We start from the raw sequence: 17,568 nt of genomic DNA on the forward strand, positions 1-17,568 counted from the left end.
ACGATTTTTCGTATTTCAGGATAAAACGGAAATGCTCTAGAAGCAGACATTCGATTGCTGGGGATCGTGCATGCCGCAAGACATACATCTGAAGGACGTCAGCGTCCTCGTCGGGACGGAACTTGGCCTGTCGCGATGGTTCACCGTCGACCAGACGATGATCGACCGTTTCGCCGACGCGACGGAAGATCATCAGTTCATCCATACGGACCCGGTGCGCGCCGCCGCCGAGACGCCCTTCGGCGGCACGATCGCGCACGGCTTCCTGACGCTCTCCCTTCTCTCCGCCATGAACTTCGATTGCGTTCCACGCATCGTCGAGCAAACCATGGGCATCAATTACGGTTTCGAGAAAATCCGTTTCATCACGCCGGTAAAATGCGGCGCGCGCGTGCGCGGCCGCTTCGTCATGGCCGACGCACGCTTTCGCGGAGCGGGCATGCTGACCGTCCGCTACCAGGTGACCGTCGAGATCGAGAACGAGCGGAAGCCGGCACTGACCGCCGACTGGATCACCATCATCCAGTTCGACCCCAAGGACCGGCCATTGCAATAAGGGGCCGCATTGCAGGTTCCGGCCGGAAAAGCCGGCCCTTCCCTGCGATCACCGCCGGCCTGACGGGCCGGAACGCAAGGGTGCTCGCCCGGCCGTTCACTGCTATACCGCAAGACAGGCAGGCGCCGCGCCCGCGCAAGCGTATACAGCAGGCCGCCTGCAAGGAGAACTGTATGTCACAATCGAAAAAAGCCGGCCATTTCGTCTGGCCGGCGCTGCTCTTTGCCGTATCGATCGGCATCTATGTGTTCCACGACGCGGCATTCCAGCATTTCGCACCGCAGGCCGATCGCAACATCATCGGCCAGCTGAGCGGTGTCGTCACCTGTTACGCGGGAGCCTGGCTGCTTGCACGCATCATCGGAGCGACCCTGCGCCGGTCCGGCAATGGCCGCCGCAAGGTGCCGAAGCTTCTGCACGAACTCGTCACGGCGGCGCTGTTCATGATCGCGACGCTGATAACGGTGGCCATGCTGCTCGGCCAATCGGCCGGCGGCGCGCTCGCCGGTTCCGGCCTGATCATCGCCATTCTCGGCTTCGCCATCCGCAATGTGCTCGCCGACGTGCTTTCGGGCGTGGCGCTCGGGCTGGAAGCGCCCTTCCGGATCGGCGACTGGATCGAGATCGACGGCACCATCCGGGGCCGCGTCACCGAGATCGGCTGGCGCACCACGCGGCTCCAGACCCGCAACGACACCTATATGATCCTGCCCAACAGTCAGGTCTCGCGCCAGAGGATGACGAATTTCAGCGCGCCGCGAAAACATTACCGCGCCAGCATCGAGATCGTGCTCGGCCACGATATCCCCGTCAGCGAGGGCAAGAAACTGCTTGCCGCCGCAGCCGCCTCGACCGACCTCATCATGAAATCGCCCCGGCCGGACGTACGTGCGCTCTCCTACGATATGGAGGGCGTGCGCTTTGCCGTACGTTACTGGGTGCCGAGCTTTCTCGACGACATGGACTGCCGCGACGTCATCCTCGTGGCGATCGATACGGCGATCCGCAAGCGCGGTCTTCCGCCACCCTACAGCCGCGTCAAGCTCATCGACCCGGCGCAGGAGGCCGGCTAGCCCTGCCCGACCACAGGGCAGGGGCATATATAAGGTATTGTTTTCATTAAAAATAGTTAACCATCCCGTTCATATCCTGTTCACTGGCCGGCTTCTAGGGTCCTCTCATCAACAACGAGGAACGACACCATGAAGCTGTTCACCCGCTCCCTTGCCGCCGCGCTGGCCCTTTCCTTCGTCGCCGCGCCGATGGCGCATGCGCAATATCACGGCGGCCAGAAGAAGCCGTCCTATCAATCCAGCCACAAGCACCAGATGCAAAAGCACCAGCCCAACAAGCGCCACAACTGGCGCAAGGGCCAGCGCGTGACCGACTGGAAGCGGCGGCCTGCCGTGCGGGACTGGAAGCGCCACAAGCTGCATGCGCCGGCCCGCAACCAGCAGTGGGTGAAGGTCGATAACGATTACCTGCTGATCAGCCTCGCCACCGGCGTCATCCTCGGCATGGCCGCCGGCCGGTAAGCCTGAACCGTCGCGGGATTGCCGATGTCTTCGGCCGTCCGTTCCGGCCCCGCCACGCCCGGCCGCGTCGCCATGGCGCGGCCCTGCCCGGAAGCAGAAACTATCCCGGCAGGGCCGCCAGGACGGGGCGGCTGAGCAGGAAGCGATGCAGCAAACGATCGACTTCAGCCGGGGCGAACAGGTTTTCCAGGAGCAGATAGGCAGCGCCGAAAAGGGCGCTGTCTTCCTCCGCGGCGGACAGCACGATGGAAAGATCGCGCGTGGCGAGCGGCAGACAGCGCTGGTAGACGAGTTCCCGAATACCGGACAACAGAAAATCACCGCCGCGCGCCAGGGTGCCACCCACCACGATAAGGCTCGGGTTGATGATGCTGACGACATCGGAAACGACTTCGCCAATGGTGCGGCCCGCCGCCCGCAGCAGCATGATCGCCTCCGGTTCGCGCTGCTCCACCAGACCGATCACATCGCGCGCCGTCCCAGCGCTGAAGCCGCGACGGGCAAGGTCGCGGGCGATCGCCCACCCGGCCGCCCGCGCCTCGACGCAGCCGAACTTTCCGCAGCGGCAGAGAGGCGCGTCATCCGACAGAAACTGGATGTGACCGATATCGCCGGCGGCCCCTTGCGCACCACGAAAGATGCGCCCGCCGGAAATCATGCCGCTGCCAATACCGGTGCCGATCTTGACGAAGAGCATATCCTCCGTGTCCGGGAAGTTGCGCCGGTACTCGCAAAGCGTCATCAGGTTCACGTCGTTCTCGACATAGACGGGCACGGCGAAACGCTCCCGCAGCCGTCCGATGATGTCGACGTCGTCCCAGTCCCGCAGCACGGAGGGCCCGACGACACGACCGCGCTTGAAATCCACGGGCGTCGGCAGGCTGAGGCTGATTCCAAGGAAGAAGCGATGGGTCGGCAGGGCTGCCTCGATGAGCGATTGAAAAGCCTCGGCCATCCGCGCCAGGGTGGCTTCAGGGCCGCTTGCGACGACGAAGGGCAGCGTGGTCTGGGCGATGACGGCGGGCGTGAGATCCATGGCGGCCAAATGGATGTGGGTCTCGCCGATATTGGCGACCAGCATGAAGCCGGCGGCGGCGTTGACAGCCAGCATCCGGGTGGGCCGGCCACCGCTCGGCAGCGTTTCCTCCGTCTCGCGCACGAGGCCGGCGGTCAGAAGCGCATTGAGACGCTGCGTCACCGTCACCCGTGACAGGCCGGACTGCCGCAGGAGCCCGGCACGCGACGAGGCGGCCCCCGTGGCGATCAGGGAGAGGATGCCGCCGGCGCTTTCCAGCGTCGGCCAATCACGCCCGTCCCCTGCCCTTGCCATGCATCGCTCCCTTGATCGTCCGGGTTTAGCCGGAAACCGGATCGAGATAAAGCCGTACTTTTGCAACCGCCTTGCTAATTATGTAAAATAAAATACATAAGTTCGGAGTTTATGTCTGGTTTTGTATTTATACGGCGGGATGCCGGGAGAAGCAGATGGCCGCGAGCTACCTCATCGGGCTGGATTATGGATCGGAATCCGCCCGGGGCGTACTGATCGACACGGCGACGGGCGCGCAGGTGGCAAGCCATGTGCATCCCTATCGCCACGGCATCCTGACGCGCAACCTTGCCGACGGCACGCCGCTGCCGCCGGATTTCGTATTGCAGGACGCCGACGACTACACCGAGGCCGCGGCCGGGATCCTGTCCCGCCTGGGACGCGGACGGACGGTGGAAGGCATCGGCATCGGCTTCACCGCCAGTTCCCCGCTTCCCGCCCGCGCCGACGGCACGCCGCTCTCCCGCATCGCACGCGACGCTCCCCATGCCTATGTCAAGCTCTGGAAACACAATGCGCAGGCCTATGCGGATGCCATCAACGCGCACCCCCATCCCTTCCTCGCCGGTTTCGGCGGCCGGGTTTCGGGCGAGTGGCTGCTTGCGAAGGCGGCGCAGGTCGCCGCGCAAGCGCCTGAACTATGGGCGGCGACCGACCGTTTCATCGAAGGCGGCGACTGGCTCGTGTGGCAATTGACCGGCAGGGAAGCGCGCGGCCTCGGCTTTGCCGCCTACAAGGCGCAGTTTTCCACCGAGGCCGGCTATCCGCAGGGGATCGTCGACGGTCTCGACCGCCGGGTAACGCCGCCGCTGCCGGTGGGGACGGCCGCCGGCGCACTGACGCCGGCCTGGCGCGGGCGCACCGGCATCGAAGGTCCGGCAACGGTCGCCGTCGCAGTCATCGATTCCCATGTCGTGCTGCCGGCGATCGGCGCGGTGACCCCCGGCTGTTTCGTCGGCGCGCTCGGCACGTCCGCGGCCTATCTCTATCTCGACGACCGCCCCGGCCGTCTTCCCGACGGGATCGAGGGCATGGCCTTCAACGGCTCGATGCGCGACCTCTGGCTCTACGAAGCGGGGCAGGCAAGCTTCGGCGACACGCTTGCCTGGTTCGTGCGGACCTTTCCGCGAGGCGCGGACATGGCGGAGAGTTTTCGCGCCTATGACGCGGAGGCCGCCGCGCTTGCGCCGGCGGCCGGGCGGCTGATTGCGCTCGACTGGTGGGGCGGCAACCGCGTCCCCCACGCCGACGGCAATCTTTCCGGCGTGCTCGCCGGACTGACGCGGGAGACGACGGCCGGCGAGATCTATCTTGCCCTGATGGAGGGCTTGTGTTTCGGCACGCGCACCGTGTTCGACTGCTTCACCCGTAGCGGACTGTCACCCCGGCAGGTGTTGATGACCAGCGGTCTTGCCCGCGCCAATCCGCTGCTGGTGCAGATCATCGCGGATGTGCTCGACCGGCCTGTTTCGGTTCCCGACATAGACAACGCCACCGCCGTCGGCGCCGCCATCCACGGTGCGGTGGCCGGCGGCGTGGTCGCAGACTACGCGGAAGGGGCGCGTCGCTTCGGCGCGCATGACGTCTCCCGCGTGACGCCGCGCCCGGCGCAGGCAAGGGTCTATGCCGCGGCCTACCGGCTTCACGGCGATCTCGGCCGGCAGGACGGACTGCGCCAGGCGCTGCATGGCCTGCGCCGTCTCGACGGAGCCTGACGAAGGACAGGCGGGTCTTGCAGCCGGTCTATTTTGGACAAAAATAGACAAAAGAATTCTTATTACCATTTGACTTCATCCAAAACTGATGCCCTAATCCCATCGGCCTTTGAGGAGAGGCTGGCCGCCCGGACAACCGGAAACGGGGCGGACCGTTGTTTTTGGGAGGTTTTCATGTCGTTTCATCGCATTCGCGCATCCGCGCGCTCGAAAAGCCTTTATGCCGGCCTGAGCGCCTTCGGCCTCATGCTCGGCCTTGCCCTTACGCCCGCTTCCGCCTCGGCGGAGGACGTCATCGTCGGGCTCGTCACCAAGACGGAAGTCAACCCGTTCTTCGTCAAGATGCGTCAGGCCGCCGAAACCCGCGCCAAGGAGAAGGGACTGACGCTGATCGCCCGCGCCGGCAAGTTCGACGGCGACAACGAAGGCCAGGTCGCGGCCATCGAGGATCTGATCAGCGCCGGCGCGAAGGGCATCCTCGTCACGCCGAACAATTCGTCCGGCATGCTCGACATCATCAAGCGGGCGCGCGAGAGCGGCATCCTGGTGATTGCGCTCGATACCGCCACCGATCCGGCCGATGCGGTCGACGCCACCTTCGCCACGGACAATTTCGAGGCCGGCGTCAAACAGGGCGCCTATGCGCGCAAGGCGATGGGCGACAAGGAAGCCGTCGTCGCGATGCTGGACGGCACGCCCGGCGGCACCGTCGACACCTTCCGTCACGACGGCTACCTCAAGGGCTTCGGCATCGCCGAGGGCGATCCGGCCATCGTCGGCGCGGCGATCACCAACGGCGCGCAGGACAAGGGACAGGTCGGCATGGAGAACCTCTTGTCCAAGAACGGCGATATCAATGCGGTCTACACCATCAACGAGCCGGCGGCCGCCGGCGCCTATGCGGCGCTGAAATCCTTCGGCAAGGAAGACGACGTCATGCTGACCTCGATCGACGGCGGCTGCGCCGGCGTTCGCGACGTCAAGGACGGGAAGATCGCCGCGACGGTCATGCAGTTCCCCTACAAGATGGCCGAGATGGGCGTCGACGCCATCGCCGAATATGCCGCCACCGGCGACAAGCCGAGCGGCTTCGTCGACACGGGCTCGGAACTGATCACCGACAAGCCGGTGGAAGGGCTCGAATCCAAGGACACCGCCTGGGGTCTGGAAAACTGCTGGGGCGACTGATCCCGCCATCCTGTGCGGGACGGCACCTCACACCGGCATGACGTCTACTCGACGCATCCATGCCGGTGGAGCACGCCCGCACAGCGCTCCGACAGATCGCGGCCGGTCCTGCGCCGCGATCTCTCCTGGTCGCCGTGAGACATGAGATTTCCATGAACGCAGCCAGCGCTTCTCCGTCCCCGACGTCATCCAGCTCGTCGCCCAGCCTGAAGGCCCGTATTCTGGGCACGCCGTCGGCGGGACCTCTTCTGGTGCTCATCGTTTTCTGCGTGATCTTCGCATTCACCAATCCGCGTTTCCTCGCCACGCACAATATCTCGATCATCCTCCAGCAGACCGTCATCATCGGCACGCTCGCCATCGGGCAGACGCTCATCATCCTGACGGCCGGCATCGATCTGGCGGTCGGCGCAATCTGCGTGCTCGGGACGATCGTCGCCGGCAAGCTGGTCAATCTCGGCTACGACCCGGTCCTGTCGATGGGCTTCGCCATATTGCTGTGCACGCTTTCCGGTCTTGCCGCCGGGGGGCTCGTCGCCGGCCTGCGGCTGCCGCCCTTCATCGTCACGCTCGGCATACTCGGCATCCTGACGGCCGCGCTGCGCCTCATTTCGGAGGGCGGCGCCTTTCCCGTTCGCGATCCCTTTCTCGCCTGGACCGGCACGACGCTGAAGACGGGCGGCTTCGTGCTGACCTATGGTATCCTGATCATGGCGGGGCTCTATGTCTTCGTCTGGTATCTTCTGAACGAGACCAAATGGGGCCGGCATCTCTACGCTATCGGCAACAATCCGGAAGCCGCCCGTCTGGTCGGCATCCCGGTTCGCCGCCATCTGGTTTCGGTCTATCTGCTTGCAGGACTGATCTACGGCATCGCCGCCTGGCTGGCGCTCGGCCGCATTCCCAACGCCGATCCCAATGCGCTGCAAACCGCCAATCTCGATTCCATCACGGCGGTGGTCATCGGCGGCACCAGCCTGTTCGGCGGTCGCGGCGGTCTCATCGGCACGCTGGTGGGAGCCCTCATCGTCGGCGTCCTGCGCAACGGCCTGACGCTCGCCGGCATCGATCCGCTGTGGCAGGATCTCATCACCGGCATCCTCGTCATCGTCGCCGTCGCCCTCGACCAGATGTCGCGGAGGAAAAACCGATGACCGGAGACATCAGCCTTCAGCCGGCGGCCGGCGACGCGCCGCACATCGTTCTGGAAGCCCGCAACGTCGTGAAGACCTACGGCCATGTCACCGCGCTCGACGGGGTCGACTTCGAACTGCGCGACGGGGAGATCCTCGCGATCGTCGGCGACAACGGCGCCGGCAAGAGCACGCTCATCAAGACACTGACGGGGGCCGTCCACCCGACCAGCGGCGAAATCCTGCTCGACGGCCGGCCGATCCAGTTCAAGGGACCGCTCGGCGCACGCCATGCCGGTATCGAGACGGTCTACCAGGACCTCGCCGTCGCGCCAGCGCTCGACATCGCCTCCAACCTGTTCCTCGGGCGCGAGCTTCGTTGCCCGGGCGTTCTCGGCAGCATCTTCCGGCGGCTCGACAAGAGGCGGATGCGCGATGAAGCCCAGCGCGCGATGAACGAGCTGAAATTCCGCCTGCCCTCGATCAGCAACGCCGTCGAGGCGCTGTCGGGCGGCCAGCGGCAGGGCGTCGCCGTCGCCCGCGCGGCGCTCTTCGCCCGCAAGCTTGTCATCATGGACGAGCCGACCGCCGCCCTCGGGGTGCGCGAGACCGGCCAGGTGCTGGAATTGATCCGCTCGATCCGCGACCGGGGCTTGCCCGTCGTGCTGATCAGTCACAATATGCCGAACGTCTTCGAGATCGCCGATCGCATCCATATCATGCGGCTCGGCCGGCGTGCCGCCGTGGTAACACCAAAATCGCACTCGATGAACGATGTGGTCGCCATCATGACCGGCGCGGCCACAGCCTGATCCCTTCCGCCGGCCCGTCCGGGCAGGCTTTCTCAGAACGGAGTGCTCCCATGTATCGCCTCGACCAGAAACTGTCCCGCATCCACGCCGGCCGATATACCCGCGACGATTTCATCATCGCCGACGCGAAAGACGGCGACATGGGACCGAGCATGACCTCCTGCGGCCCCCGGCGCGGCAAGGACGGCACATGGACCCGCTATCACACCCGGCCGGAATTCCTGGAGAATATCCGCGCGGTCGTGGAGCAGGACATCGTCGACATCATGCTGACCTCCGCCTCCAACCTGGAAGCGCTGATCGAAATGGGGGTCTACCGCGATAGCGCCATCAAGCCGGCGATCCGCGCGAACGACACCACGGACGTCTGGGTCGGCCGCGGCGCGGCTTATGCGCAGAAGCCTTCGCGCCCGTTCCGCACCGCCTCGCTGTCGCGCGTCGCCACAGGCACCATCGATCCGGCCCCCGGCGCGCCGATCACCGGCACCGATCTCGGCCTCTATTCCATCACCTTCAACAACGATCTCGACCATGACTACGAGTCGATGGAGGCGTTCTGGGAATTCCGCGAGGACGCGGCCCGCAACAACTTCAAATACTTCCTCGAAGTGTTCAATCCCAACGTGGCCTGCGGCATCGATCCGGAATTGCTGCCGCACTATGTCAACGACATGATCATGCGCTGCATCGCCGGCGTCACCAGGGCGGATCGCCCGCGATTCCTGAAAATCCCCTTCAACGGCGCCAAGGCGATGGAGGAACTGGCCTCCTACGATCCAAGCACCGTCGTCGGCGTTCTGGGCGGCGGCGCGGGCACGACGCGCGACTGCTTCGAACTGCTTCACCAGGCGGAGCGTTTCGGCGCACGCGTCGCCCTCTTCGGCCGCAAGATCAATCTGGCGGAAAACCCGCTGGCGATGATCCGCTTCATGCGTGAGGTCGCATCGGGCAATATTTCGCCTTCGGAAGCGGTGAAGGGCTACCATGACAGCCTGCGCAAGGACGGCATCACGCCGATCCGCGACCTTGCCGCGGACAACGAAACCACCGAAGCCGTTCTCAAGCCGGAGCAGTCGAAATGACGACTGCGCGAAGGGGGGTCCTCACCGGGGGCACCTGGTGCGTCGACTACAATCGCAGCGTGAGCCACTGGCCGGGTGAAGACGGCCTTGCCGAACTTCTCGAGGAAGAGCGGCATGGCGGCGGCTCCGGCTGCAATCTCGCGCTCGACATCAAGCGTCTCGACCCGGCCATGCCGGTCGAGACCATCACCCTCGTCGGCGACGACGACGACGGGCGCTATCTCCAGGCGCTCGCCGAGGAGGCGGGGATCGATGTGCGCCAGATGGCGGTCAGCAACAGGGCGGCGACGCAATTCTGCGACGCCTATGTATCCCTGCAATCCCATCGGCGCACGCATATCTTCCACGCCGGCGTCGGTGCCTATCTGACGCCCGACCACTTCGACTTCACCGCCACGCACGCGCGTTTCCTGCATCTCGGCCTGCCCGGCGTGCACAAGACGCTCGACGCCCCATGGCACGACCTGCCGAACGGCTGGGTGGCGGTGCTGACAAAAGCCCGTGCCGCGGGCCTCAAGACCAATCTGGAGCTGGCAAGCGTCGATCGCGACCTGATGGCGCAGCTCACCGCGCCCTGCCTGCCGCATCTCGACTTCCTTGTCGTCAACGACATGGAAATCGGCGCGATCGCCGGCATGGAGACCATCCGCGACGACCGGACGGACCGTGAGGCCTGCGAGCGCGCCGCACATATCGCATTGGAACGCGGCGCGATGCAGGTGGTCGCCGTCCATTGCCCGGCCTTCGCGATCGCCGTCAGCCGCCACGGCAAGACCGTGACGCTGCCGTCCGTCGCCATCCCGAGGGAGGAGGTGCTGGGAGCAAACGGCGCCGGCGACGCCTTTGCCGCGGGCATGCTCTACGGTCTGCACGAGGATTGGGCGGTGGAGGATTGCCTCGCCCTCGCCCACGCCGCCGCGGCCGCCTCGCTGCGCAGTATCTCCACCACCGGATCCGTCGTGTCGTGGCAGGAATGCCTCGCCCTCGCCCGGCAATGGGGATACCGTCCTCTCTGACCCGCCACCCGGCGCACCGACGCCGGGCGGACCTCTCCGCCCCTCGTCATCGAAAGCCGGTTTTCAGGCGGCCCCGGCCTTCTTGACCTTTTTTTCATGGTCCTCGCGTAAGCAGGTTCCTGTCGTCTCCACCTTGGAGGCGCCAGAGGGGGCAGAGCCGACGGATCACCATGCCAAGCGTACGACCATTTGCAGCCGGAGACGTCGACGCGGTCGCGGACATGTTCCAGCGGCTTCTGCGCAAGAGCCGGCTGCCGGCAAGCGCCGACCTGCGCGCCTATCTGCGCGCATTGTTCCTCGACTTCTGCAAGCATGATCCCGACATCTGCTCGCGGGTGCATGTGCGCGACGACGGCACGGTCTCGGGTTTTCTTGGCGTCCTGCCGTTCGATATGCGCTTTGGGGACCGTTCCGTGCGGGCCGCAGCCTGCGGCACTTTCGTTTCCGACACCCGTGAAAGCGATCCTTTCGCCGGCGCGCGCCTGCTGCGCGACGTGCTTTCCGGCCCGCAGGACCTGTCCTTCACGGAGACCTCCAACGATATTTCCACCAGCATGTGGCGGTCGATGCGCGCAACGCCGCTGGCCCCCTACAGTCTCGAGTGGCTGCGGGTTCTCAAGCCATCCGCCTTCCTGCTCGCCGCAGCCGCGCCCCGCCTGCCCGGGCTGAAGCTTCTTGCACCTCTCGCACGCGGCGCGGACCGGTTCGTCACGCGTCGCGGCGGCCAGCAGGCGTGGATCCATTACAGCCCCGCCGCCGGCCGCGCCGACGCCCTCGTCGACACGGAAGCGGAAAATGACGAATTCGCCGGCCTCTGCCTGGAGTTTGCCGGCCGCTTCGCGCTGCGGCCGGACTGGGACCAGACAACGCTCGAAACGATGCTGGGCCACGCGGAACGCAAGGCGCTGCACGGCGAACGCGTGCAGCGCGTGGTCAGGACCCGCGCGGGCAAGCCCGTCGGCCTCTATCTCTACTATGGCGATCGTGGCGGGATCGGCCGCACCGTCCAGGTCATGGCGGCAGCGGGCCATGAAGCGATCGTCCTCGACCGGCTGCTGCGCAGCGCCAGCGAACGCGGCCTCGCCGCCATTCGCGGCCGTACCCAGCCCAACCTGCTACAGGCGATGATCGGCAGCAAATTCGCTTTCCTCCAGACGTCGGCCACCCTTGTCCACGCCCGCGATCCGGAACTTCTCCAGGCTGCCGTCAACGGCCAGGCCTTTCTCAACGGACTGGCCGGCGAGGGCTGGACACGTCTCATCGGCGACCGGTTCGGATAGGGAACGACATGTGCGGAATTGCGGGATATTGCGGGGGAACACTCTCGCCGGAGCGCGGAGCGGATTATCTGCGCCGGATGGTCGCGACCCTTCGCCACCGCGGCCCGGACGGCGAAGGCACGCTGCTGCGCACCGAAGCCGGTCTTGCCCATCGACGGCTTGCAATCGTCGGCCTTGCGGATGGCGCACAGCCGATGGCATCCGAAAACGGCGCGCTTGCCGTCGCCTTCAACGGCGAGATTTATAATTATGTCGAGCTTCGCGAGGATCTCATCGCGCGCGGCCACCGCTTTCACACACAGTCTGACACCGAGGTCCTGCTGGCGCTTTTCGCCCGCAACGGCGTCGACTGCCTTGCCGACCTGAACGGCGACTTCGCTTTCGCCATCCATGACGAGGCCAGCCGGACGCTGGTGCTGGCGCGCGACCGCATGGGCGTGCGGCCGCTTTACTATGCCGAGCATGAAGGTGCGCTGTTCTTCGCCTCGGAGATCAAGGCGCTGCTCGCCCTGCCGGGCATGACGGCGGAAATCGACCCGCTGGCGCTCGACCAGATCTTCACGCTATGGTTTCCGATCCCGCCACGCACGGCCTTCCGCGGCATCCGCGAGCTTCCGCCGGGCCACCTGATGACCGTGCGGGACGGGCGGATCGCCATCCGTCCCTGGTGGCAGGCGTCCTTTCCCGATCACCGCGAGACGACGACGCCACGTCCGCCGCACGATCGGACGGAAGAACTGCGCGCGCTGCTTGCCGATGCCACGCGCCTGAGGCTGCGCGCCGATGTTCCGGTGGGCGCTTATCTCTCCGGCGGTCTCGATTCCTCGTTCATCGCGGCTCTGGCGGCTGAAACCGCCCCGCACGACTTGCGCACCTTCTCGCTGACCTTCGACAGCGCGGAACACGACGAAAGCGGCTGGCAGCGCAAGATGGCAGCAACGCTGGGCGTGACCAGCGAAAGCGTCGCCTGTGACGCACAGGCCATCGCCGCCCTGTTTCCCGAAACGATGCGGCATGTGGAAAGCCCGGTCCTGCGCACCGCACCCGTCCCCCTCCATCTCCTGTCGTCCCGGGTGCGGGAAAGCGGCATGAAGGCGGTGCTGACCGGCGAGGGCGCGGACGAGCTTTTCGCCGGTTACGATATTTTCCGCGAGGCGCGGGTGCGCCGTTTCTGCGGGCGGCAGCCGGGCTCCACCCGCCGACCCCTGCTCTTCCAGCGTCTTTATCCCTATCTGCCGGGCCTGAAACAGCAGTCGCCGGAATATCTGGCGCGCTTCTTCGCCACCGGCTCCGAGACCTTCGACGACCCGCTCTATTCCCATCGTCCCCGCTTCCGCTCGACCGCCGCCGCCAAGCTCTTCTTCTCCGCCGGGCTGCGCCGGGAGATCGGCGACTATGACGCGACGGCGGAACTGGCGGAGCGGCTGCCGGCGGATTTTTCCCGCTGGCACCCGCTGCATCAGGCGCAATATCTCGAAACCGCCTTTCTGCTGCCCGGCTATATTCTCTCAAGCCAGGGCGACCGCGTGATGATGGCCAATGGCGTGGAAGGCCGCTTTCCCTTCCTCGATCCCCGGGTCGTGGATTTCGCCGCCGCTCTTCCGCCGGAAGCCAAGCTTTGCGGTCTGCGGGAAAAGCATATTCTCAAGCAGGCGGCGCACGGCCTCGTGCCGGCGGAGATCGTCAACCGGCCGAAACAGCCCTATCGGGCGCCCGACAGCGAGGCTTTCACGGCTCCCGCGGCAGCGGCCTGGCTCGACACCGCGCTTTCTCCCGAACGGCTGGCGGAAACGGGCCTGTTCAACCCGCCGGCGGTGGCCAAGCTCAAGGACAAGGTCATCCGGGGGCAGGCGACCGGCTTTCGCGACAATGCCGCCTTCATCGGCATCCTTTCGACGGAACTCCTGCGCGACGCCTTCGCCGCGCAATCGACGCAACATTCAGCACAGACCGGGATGGGTTAGATATGTCCGATGAAATCAAGACCACCGTCCGCACTTTCGTGGTGGAGAACTTCCTGTTCGGCGACGACAGCCAGCCGCTTGCAAGCGACCTGTCGTTCATCGACAACGACCTGATCGACTCCACCGGCATTCTGGAACTGGTGGGCTTTCTGGAGGAGCGCTTTGCCATCACCGTCGCCGATGCGGATATCGTGCCGGCAAACCTCGATACGATCGATCGCATCGCCGGTTTCATCGCGCGCAAGCAGGCCGCCTGACGGGGGAACGCCGGCGATGCGGATCGAGCGCTTTCTGGAGGCCAGCATGAAAGCCGATGGCGGCAAGACCGCCATTGTCGCCGGCGATACGCGCCTGAGCTACGCGCAATTTTCCGACTTGTGCCATCGCATGGCCACCTCCCTTCGCGAATACGGCGTAAAGCCGGGCGAGCGGGTGATGCTCGTGCTCGACAACGGCTGGCGTTGCGCCGTCTCGCTCTTCGCCACCTGGATCGCCGGGGCCGTCGTCTGCCCGGTCAATCCGTCCGTGAAACCGGAACGGCTGTCGCGCATCGCGCGCAGTTGCACGCCCTCGCTGGTGCTTGCCGAGGGACGGCTGGAGCGCCTGCTGTCCTGCGTGCCGGAACTCGACGAGGTGCCGCGCATCCTGACGGGCCCGGCGCAATCCGCCGGGAGCGCCGGAGCCTTCGACGTCCTCTTCGAAGGGACACCCACACCGCCCCCGGCGACACGTTCCGACAGCGATCTGGCCGCACTGCTTTACACGTCCGGTTCGACGGGCGAACCGAAGGGGGTGATGCTCGGCCATGACAATATGGCCGCCGCCGCCCGTTCCATCGTCTCCTATCTGGAAAACCGGGCGTCCGATGTTCTTCTTCTCGTGCTGCCCATGTCGTTCGGCTACGGACTGAACCAGCTGGTGACCGGCATTCTCGCCGGCGCGACCGTGGTCATCGAGAAGTCCTTCACCTTTCCGCAGGCGATCTTCGAGCGTATCCGGGACGAGAAGGTGACAGGCTTTGCGCTGGTGCCGACGATGGTCGCGCTGATGCGGCAGGCACGCGATCTCGATCCGTCGCTTTTTTCCAGCCTGCGTTATCTGACCGCCGCCGCCGCGCCGCTGCCGCAGGCACATCGGCAGTGGTTGCGCACGTTTCTTCCCCATGCGCGGCTCTATTGCATGTACGGCCAGACCGAATGCACCCGCGCCGCCTATCTGCCGCCCGCGGAAATCGACCGCCGGCAAGGCTCGGTCGGCATCGCGATACCCGGAACGGTCACGGAAATCGTCGACGAGGCAGGGCATACGCTGCCGGCCGGCGCAATCGGCGAACTGACGGTCAGCGGGCCGCACGTCATGCGCGGCTACTGGGGCGACCGGGAGGCGACGCGACGCACGCTGCGGACCGCTCCGGGCTCCCGCCGTCTCCGTCTCCATACCGGCGACCTCTTTACCGCCGACGGCGACGGCTATCTCACCTTCGTCGCCCGCATGGACGACATGATCAAGACGCGGGGCGAGAAAGTCGCGCCGCAGGCCGTGGAAGAGGTACTCCACCGCCTGCCCGGCGTGGCCGAGGCGCTGGTGACCGGTGTTCCGGACGAGATTTCCGGCCAGGCCGTCAAGGCGATCGTCGTCGTCTCCGACCCGTCGCTTTCGGCGCGCGACATCATGCGTCACTGCGCACAAAACCTCGAAGATCACATGGTGCCCCGGATCGTCGAGTTCCGGGACACCTTGCCCAGAACCGATTCCGGCAAGGCCAGCCGCCGGCTTGCCGCCGCAACAGGAACGAACCCATGAACGCCCAGACCCGCACCCCCGCCTTCGCTCCGCTCGTTCTCGATCCCGCCGCCGAAGTCGACCGCATCACCGGCTGGCTTCGCGAGAGGCTGCGCACCGACCTGCGCAAGCGCGGATTGGTGCTCGGCCTTTCCGGCGGCATCGATTCCAGCGTCTCGGCGGCCCTTGCCGTACGGGCGCTCGGAGCCCGCAACGTCTTCGGCCTGTTCATGCCGGAAAACGATTCCGATCCCGAAAGCCTTCGTCTCGGGCAGGCGCTTGCGGCAATGCTCGGGATCGACAGCGTGATCGAGGATATCGGGCCGGCGCTCGCCGCCATGGGCTGCTACGAGCGGCGCGACGCCTTTATCCGCCAGGCCGTTCCGGACTACCGGCCGGACTGGGCTTCGAAGATCGTCTTCGACAATGCGATGACGACGGGCGGCTACAGCATCTCCTCGCTGGTCGTGCGTTCGCCCGACGGCAAGACGCGCAAGGTGCGCCTGCCGGCAGCGGCCTATCTCGGCATCGTCGCCGCCACCAACATGAAGCAGCGCACCCGCAAGCAGACCGAATATTACCATGCCGACCGGCTGAACTTCGCTGTCGTCGGCACGCCGAACCGGCTGGAATACGATCAGGGCTTCTTCGTCAAGAACGGCGACGGCGCAGCCGACATCAAGCCGATCGCCCATCTCTACAAGTCACAGGTCTATCAGATCGGCGCCTATCTCGGCCTGCCGGCGGATATCCTGTCGCGTCCGCCGACCACCGACACCTATTCGCTGCCGCAGACGCAGGAGGAATTCTACTTCGCCCTGCCCTATGACAAGATGGATATCTGCCTCTATGGACTGGAGCACGGGCTGCCGGCAGCAACCGTCGCCGACGCCACGGGATTGTCGGAGAAAAATGTCGCTTTCGTCTGGGAGGACATTGCCGCCAAACGCAAGGTAGCGCGCTATCTGCACTGCCAGCCGCTCGTCATGGACGCATAAGACCGGCCTGATTCAGGCGACGGACCGGGTTCGCGCAGAAAGAAAAAACCAGGTTTTCCAGCAACATAAGGCGCTCGCTCTCCCGGAAGGGACGGCAGGGCGTGCTCGTCCCTGTCAAACCGCCTTTTTCGCTCTATTTCAGAGGTCTGGAAAAGAAGCGGAGGTCTCTTGCCGCGCAAATTTCGCTGTGCTACGAAAATTGTTGAACAATATCATTGAACAATGTGAGGGAAATATGTTCAGCCAGGCAATGAGGGCACGCACGTCCGCAATCCGCTCCTTCGGCATCGTCGCCGCCGCACTTATCGGCCTTGCCGGCCCGGCCGTCGCCGCCGGCCCGCAAACGGTGAAGGAAAACACGCTGTCGGTCGGCTCCGACCTGACTTATCCGCCCTTCGCCTATATGAACGAAGGCAAGCCGGCCGGCTTCGACGTGGAATTCATGCAGGACATAGCCAAGCGGCTGAACCTGACGCCAGAATTCGTCGACACCCGTTTCGCAAGCCTCATCACCGGCGCGCGGGCCAGCCATTTCGACGTCATCGCTTCGGCGCTCTATGTCACACCCGAACGCCAGAAGGTCCTGAACTTCATTCCCTACATCAAGGCCGGAACGTCGATCCTCGTTCTCAAGGGCGCCGAATTCCGCCCGGCCAATGAGACGGAACTCTGCGGCAAGGTCGTCGCCTCCATCCAGGGCGCATCCTGGCTGCCGAAGCTGAAGACCGTCTCCGAGGGCTATTGCGCCGAAAACGGCCTCCCCCCGATCGATACCCGCGAATTCGATACGGACGCCCAGGCGACGCAGGCGATGCGCGCCGGTGCGGTCGACGTGGAATTCATGGACAGCGTCGTCGCAGCCGAACTGCTGGAGAAATTTCCCGACGACTACGAGGTCACTTCCACGGCGCTGATCTATCCGATCCTCGTCGGCATCGCCTCGACGCCGGAGAACACCGAACTCTTCAAGGCAATGGCCGACGCCTTTGCCGAAATGCGCAAGGACGGCGCCTATGAGGCGCTGGTCAAGTCCTACGACATGGTCGGCCTGAGCGACGACGAGATCAACGCCGTCGTCGACGCCGCCCAGTAACACCGCATTCGACCACCCCTTCCTGACGGGGCGGCGCGCATGTCTGCCCGCTGCCCCGTCTCATTTTCCGAAACGAGAGGCTTC

16 protein-coding genes are annotated in these 17,568 nt (G+C 65.3%); 15 read left to right on the plus strand and 1 reads right to left on the minus strand.

The window, feature by feature from the left end:
• Window positions 1-70 precede the first annotated feature (70 nt).
• The 3 genes from KYK29_RS09475 (at window position 71) to KYK29_RS09485 (ending at window position 2,091) form a co-directional block, all read left to right on the plus strand.
• Window positions 71-556 carry a MaoC family dehydratase gene (locus tag KYK29_RS09475; protein ID WP_254690637.1) on the plus strand — a complete coding sequence of 162 codons (486 nt, stop codon included), beginning with the start codon at window positions 71-73 and terminating at the stop codon, window positions 554-556.
• Between the two features lie 173 nt (window positions 557-729).
• Window positions 730-1,629 (plus strand): mechanosensitive ion channel family protein, encoded by a 900-nt coding sequence (locus KYK29_RS09480; protein ID WP_254690638.1) that lies wholly within the window; start codon window positions 730-732, stop codon window positions 1,627-1,629.
• Between the two features lie 129 nt (window positions 1,630-1,758).
• The gene (locus tag KYK29_RS09485; RefSeq protein WP_254690639.1) at window positions 1,759-2,091 is read left to right on the plus strand and encodes an RcnB family protein; all 333 of its coding nucleotides are present in this window, start codon (window positions 1,759-1,761) and stop codon (window positions 2,089-2,091) included.
• A 100-nt stretch (window positions 2,092-2,191) separates the two neighbouring features.
• Here KYK29_RS09485 and KYK29_RS09490 read toward each other — a convergent pair whose 3' ends face one another.
• Complete coding sequence (locus KYK29_RS09490; protein WP_254690640.1) at window positions 2,192-3,421, minus strand: ROK family transcriptional regulator; 1,230 nt, start codon at window positions 3,419-3,421, stop codon at window positions 2,192-2,194.
• 155 nt (window positions 3,422-3,576) lie between these two features.
• Between KYK29_RS09490 and KYK29_RS09495 the strand changes: the two genes are divergently transcribed.
• The 12 genes from KYK29_RS09495 (at window position 3,577) to KYK29_RS09550 (ending at window position 17,484) form a co-directional block, all read left to right on the plus strand.
• On the plus strand, window positions 3,577-5,136 hold the full coding sequence (locus KYK29_RS09495) for an FGGY-family carbohydrate kinase (RefSeq protein ID WP_254690641.1): 1,560 nt from the start codon (window positions 3,577-3,579) through the stop codon (window positions 5,134-5,136).
• A gap of 174 nt (window positions 5,137-5,310) precedes the next feature.
• On the plus strand, window positions 5,311-6,324 hold the full coding sequence (locus KYK29_RS09500) for a substrate-binding domain-containing protein (protein ID WP_254690642.1): 1,014 nt from the start codon (window positions 5,311-5,313) through the stop codon (window positions 6,322-6,324).
• Window positions 6,325-6,476: 152 nt separating this feature from the next.
• The gene (locus tag KYK29_RS09505) at window positions 6,477-7,478 is read left to right on the plus strand and encodes an ABC transporter permease (RefSeq protein ID WP_254690643.1); all 1,002 of its coding nucleotides are present in this window, start codon (window positions 6,477-6,479) and stop codon (window positions 7,476-7,478) included.
• The gene (locus KYK29_RS09510; RefSeq protein ID WP_254690644.1) at window positions 7,475-8,269 is read left to right on the plus strand and encodes an ATP-binding cassette domain-containing protein; all 795 of its coding nucleotides are present in this window, start codon (window positions 7,475-7,477) and stop codon (window positions 8,267-8,269) included. Before KYK29_RS09505 ends, KYK29_RS09510 begins: the two co-directional genes overlap by 4 nt.
• 50 nt (window positions 8,270-8,319) lie before the next feature.
• Complete coding sequence (locus tag KYK29_RS09515) at window positions 8,320-9,351, plus strand: hypothetical protein (RefSeq protein ID WP_254690645.1); 1,032 nt, start codon at window positions 8,320-8,322, stop codon at window positions 9,349-9,351.
• Window positions 9,348-10,367, plus strand: coding sequence for a carbohydrate kinase family protein (locus KYK29_RS09520; protein ID WP_254690646.1), 1,020 nt, complete (start codon window positions 9,348-9,350; stop codon window positions 10,365-10,367). Before KYK29_RS09515 ends, KYK29_RS09520 begins: the two co-directional genes overlap by 4 nt.
• Window positions 10,368-10,588: 221 nt before the next feature.
• Window positions 10,589-11,647, plus strand: coding sequence for a hypothetical protein (locus tag KYK29_RS09525; protein WP_254690647.1), 1,059 nt, complete (start codon window positions 10,589-10,591; stop codon window positions 11,645-11,647).
• A gap of 8 nt (window positions 11,648-11,655) precedes the next feature.
• Entirely contained in the window at window positions 11,656-13,611 is a 1,956-nt protein-coding gene (gene asnB / locus KYK29_RS09530) for an asparagine synthase (glutamine-hydrolyzing) (protein ID WP_254690648.1), read from the plus strand.
• A 2-nt stretch (window positions 13,612-13,613) separates the two neighbouring features.
• On the plus strand, window positions 13,614-13,868 hold the full coding sequence (locus KYK29_RS09535; protein ID WP_254690649.1) for an acyl carrier protein: 255 nt from the start codon (window positions 13,614-13,616) through the stop codon (window positions 13,866-13,868).
• A gap of 16 nt (window positions 13,869-13,884) precedes the next feature.
• A complete protein-coding gene (locus KYK29_RS09540) occupies window positions 13,885-15,414 on the plus strand; it encodes a class I adenylate-forming enzyme family protein (protein WP_254690650.1) in 1,530 nt (509 codons plus the stop codon).
• Window positions 15,411-16,391 carry an NAD(+) synthase gene (gene nadE, locus KYK29_RS09545; protein ID WP_254690651.1) on the plus strand — a complete coding sequence of 327 codons (981 nt, stop codon included), beginning with the start codon at window positions 15,411-15,413 and terminating at the stop codon, window positions 16,389-16,391. The genes KYK29_RS09540 and nadE overlap by 4 nt, the downstream gene beginning before the upstream one ends.
• 235 nt (window positions 16,392-16,626) lie before the next feature.
• Window positions 16,627-17,484, plus strand: coding sequence for an ABC transporter substrate-binding protein (locus KYK29_RS09550; protein ID WP_254690652.1), 858 nt, complete (start codon window positions 16,627-16,629; stop codon window positions 17,482-17,484).
• The last annotated feature ends 84 nt before the right edge of the window (window positions 17,485-17,568 follow it).

The organism is Shinella daejeonensis (assembly GCF_024281235.1).
Taxonomy (GTDB): domain Bacteria; phylum Pseudomonadota; class Alphaproteobacteria; order Rhizobiales; family Rhizobiaceae; genus Shinella; species Shinella daejeonensis.

What these genes read in the sequence shown, in the direction of transcription:
- KYK29_RS09475 (WP_254690637.1), top strand. Translation starts at nt 71, where the DNA reads ATGCCGCAAGACATACATCTGAAGGACGTCAGCGTCCTCGTCGGGACG.
- KYK29_RS09480 (WP_254690638.1), top strand. Translation starts at nt 730, where the DNA reads ATGTCACAATCGAAAAAAGCCGGCCATTTCGTCTGGCCGGCGCTGCTC.
- KYK29_RS09485 (WP_254690639.1), top strand. Translation starts at nt 1,759, where the DNA reads ATGAAGCTGTTCACCCGCTCCCTTGCCGCCGCGCTGGCCCTTTCCTTC.
- KYK29_RS09490 (WP_254690640.1), bottom strand. Translation starts at nt 3,421, where the DNA reads ATGGCAAGGGCAGGGGACGGGCGTGATTGGCCGACGCTGGAAAGCGCC.
- KYK29_RS09495 (WP_254690641.1), top strand. Translation starts at nt 3,577, where the DNA reads ATGGCCGCGAGCTACCTCATCGGGCTGGATTATGGATCGGAATCCGCC.
- KYK29_RS09500 (WP_254690642.1), top strand. Translation starts at nt 5,311, where the DNA reads ATGTCGTTTCATCGCATTCGCGCATCCGCGCGCTCGAAAAGCCTTTAT.
- KYK29_RS09505 (WP_254690643.1), top strand. Translation starts at nt 6,477, where the DNA reads ATGAACGCAGCCAGCGCTTCTCCGTCCCCGACGTCATCCAGCTCGTCG.
- KYK29_RS09510 (WP_254690644.1), top strand. Translation starts at nt 7,475, where the DNA reads ATGACCGGAGACATCAGCCTTCAGCCGGCGGCCGGCGACGCGCCGCAC.
- KYK29_RS09515 (WP_254690645.1), top strand. Translation starts at nt 8,320, where the DNA reads ATGTATCGCCTCGACCAGAAACTGTCCCGCATCCACGCCGGCCGATAT.
- KYK29_RS09520 (WP_254690646.1), top strand. Translation starts at nt 9,348, where the DNA reads ATGACGACTGCGCGAAGGGGGGTCCTCACCGGGGGCACCTGGTGCGTC.
- KYK29_RS09525 (WP_254690647.1), top strand. Translation starts at nt 10,589, where the DNA reads ATGTTCCAGCGGCTTCTGCGCAAGAGCCGGCTGCCGGCAAGCGCCGAC.
- asnB (WP_254690648.1), top strand. Translation starts at nt 11,656, where the DNA reads ATGTGCGGAATTGCGGGATATTGCGGGGGAACACTCTCGCCGGAGCGC.
- KYK29_RS09535 (WP_254690649.1), top strand. Translation starts at nt 13,614, where the DNA reads ATGTCCGATGAAATCAAGACCACCGTCCGCACTTTCGTGGTGGAGAAC.
- KYK29_RS09540 (WP_254690650.1), top strand. Translation starts at nt 13,885, where the DNA reads ATGCGGATCGAGCGCTTTCTGGAGGCCAGCATGAAAGCCGATGGCGGC.
- nadE (WP_254690651.1), top strand. Translation starts at nt 15,411, where the DNA reads ATGAACGCCCAGACCCGCACCCCCGCCTTCGCTCCGCTCGTTCTCGAT.
- KYK29_RS09550 (WP_254690652.1), top strand. Translation starts at nt 16,627, where the DNA reads ATGTTCAGCCAGGCAATGAGGGCACGCACGTCCGCAATCCGCTCCTTC.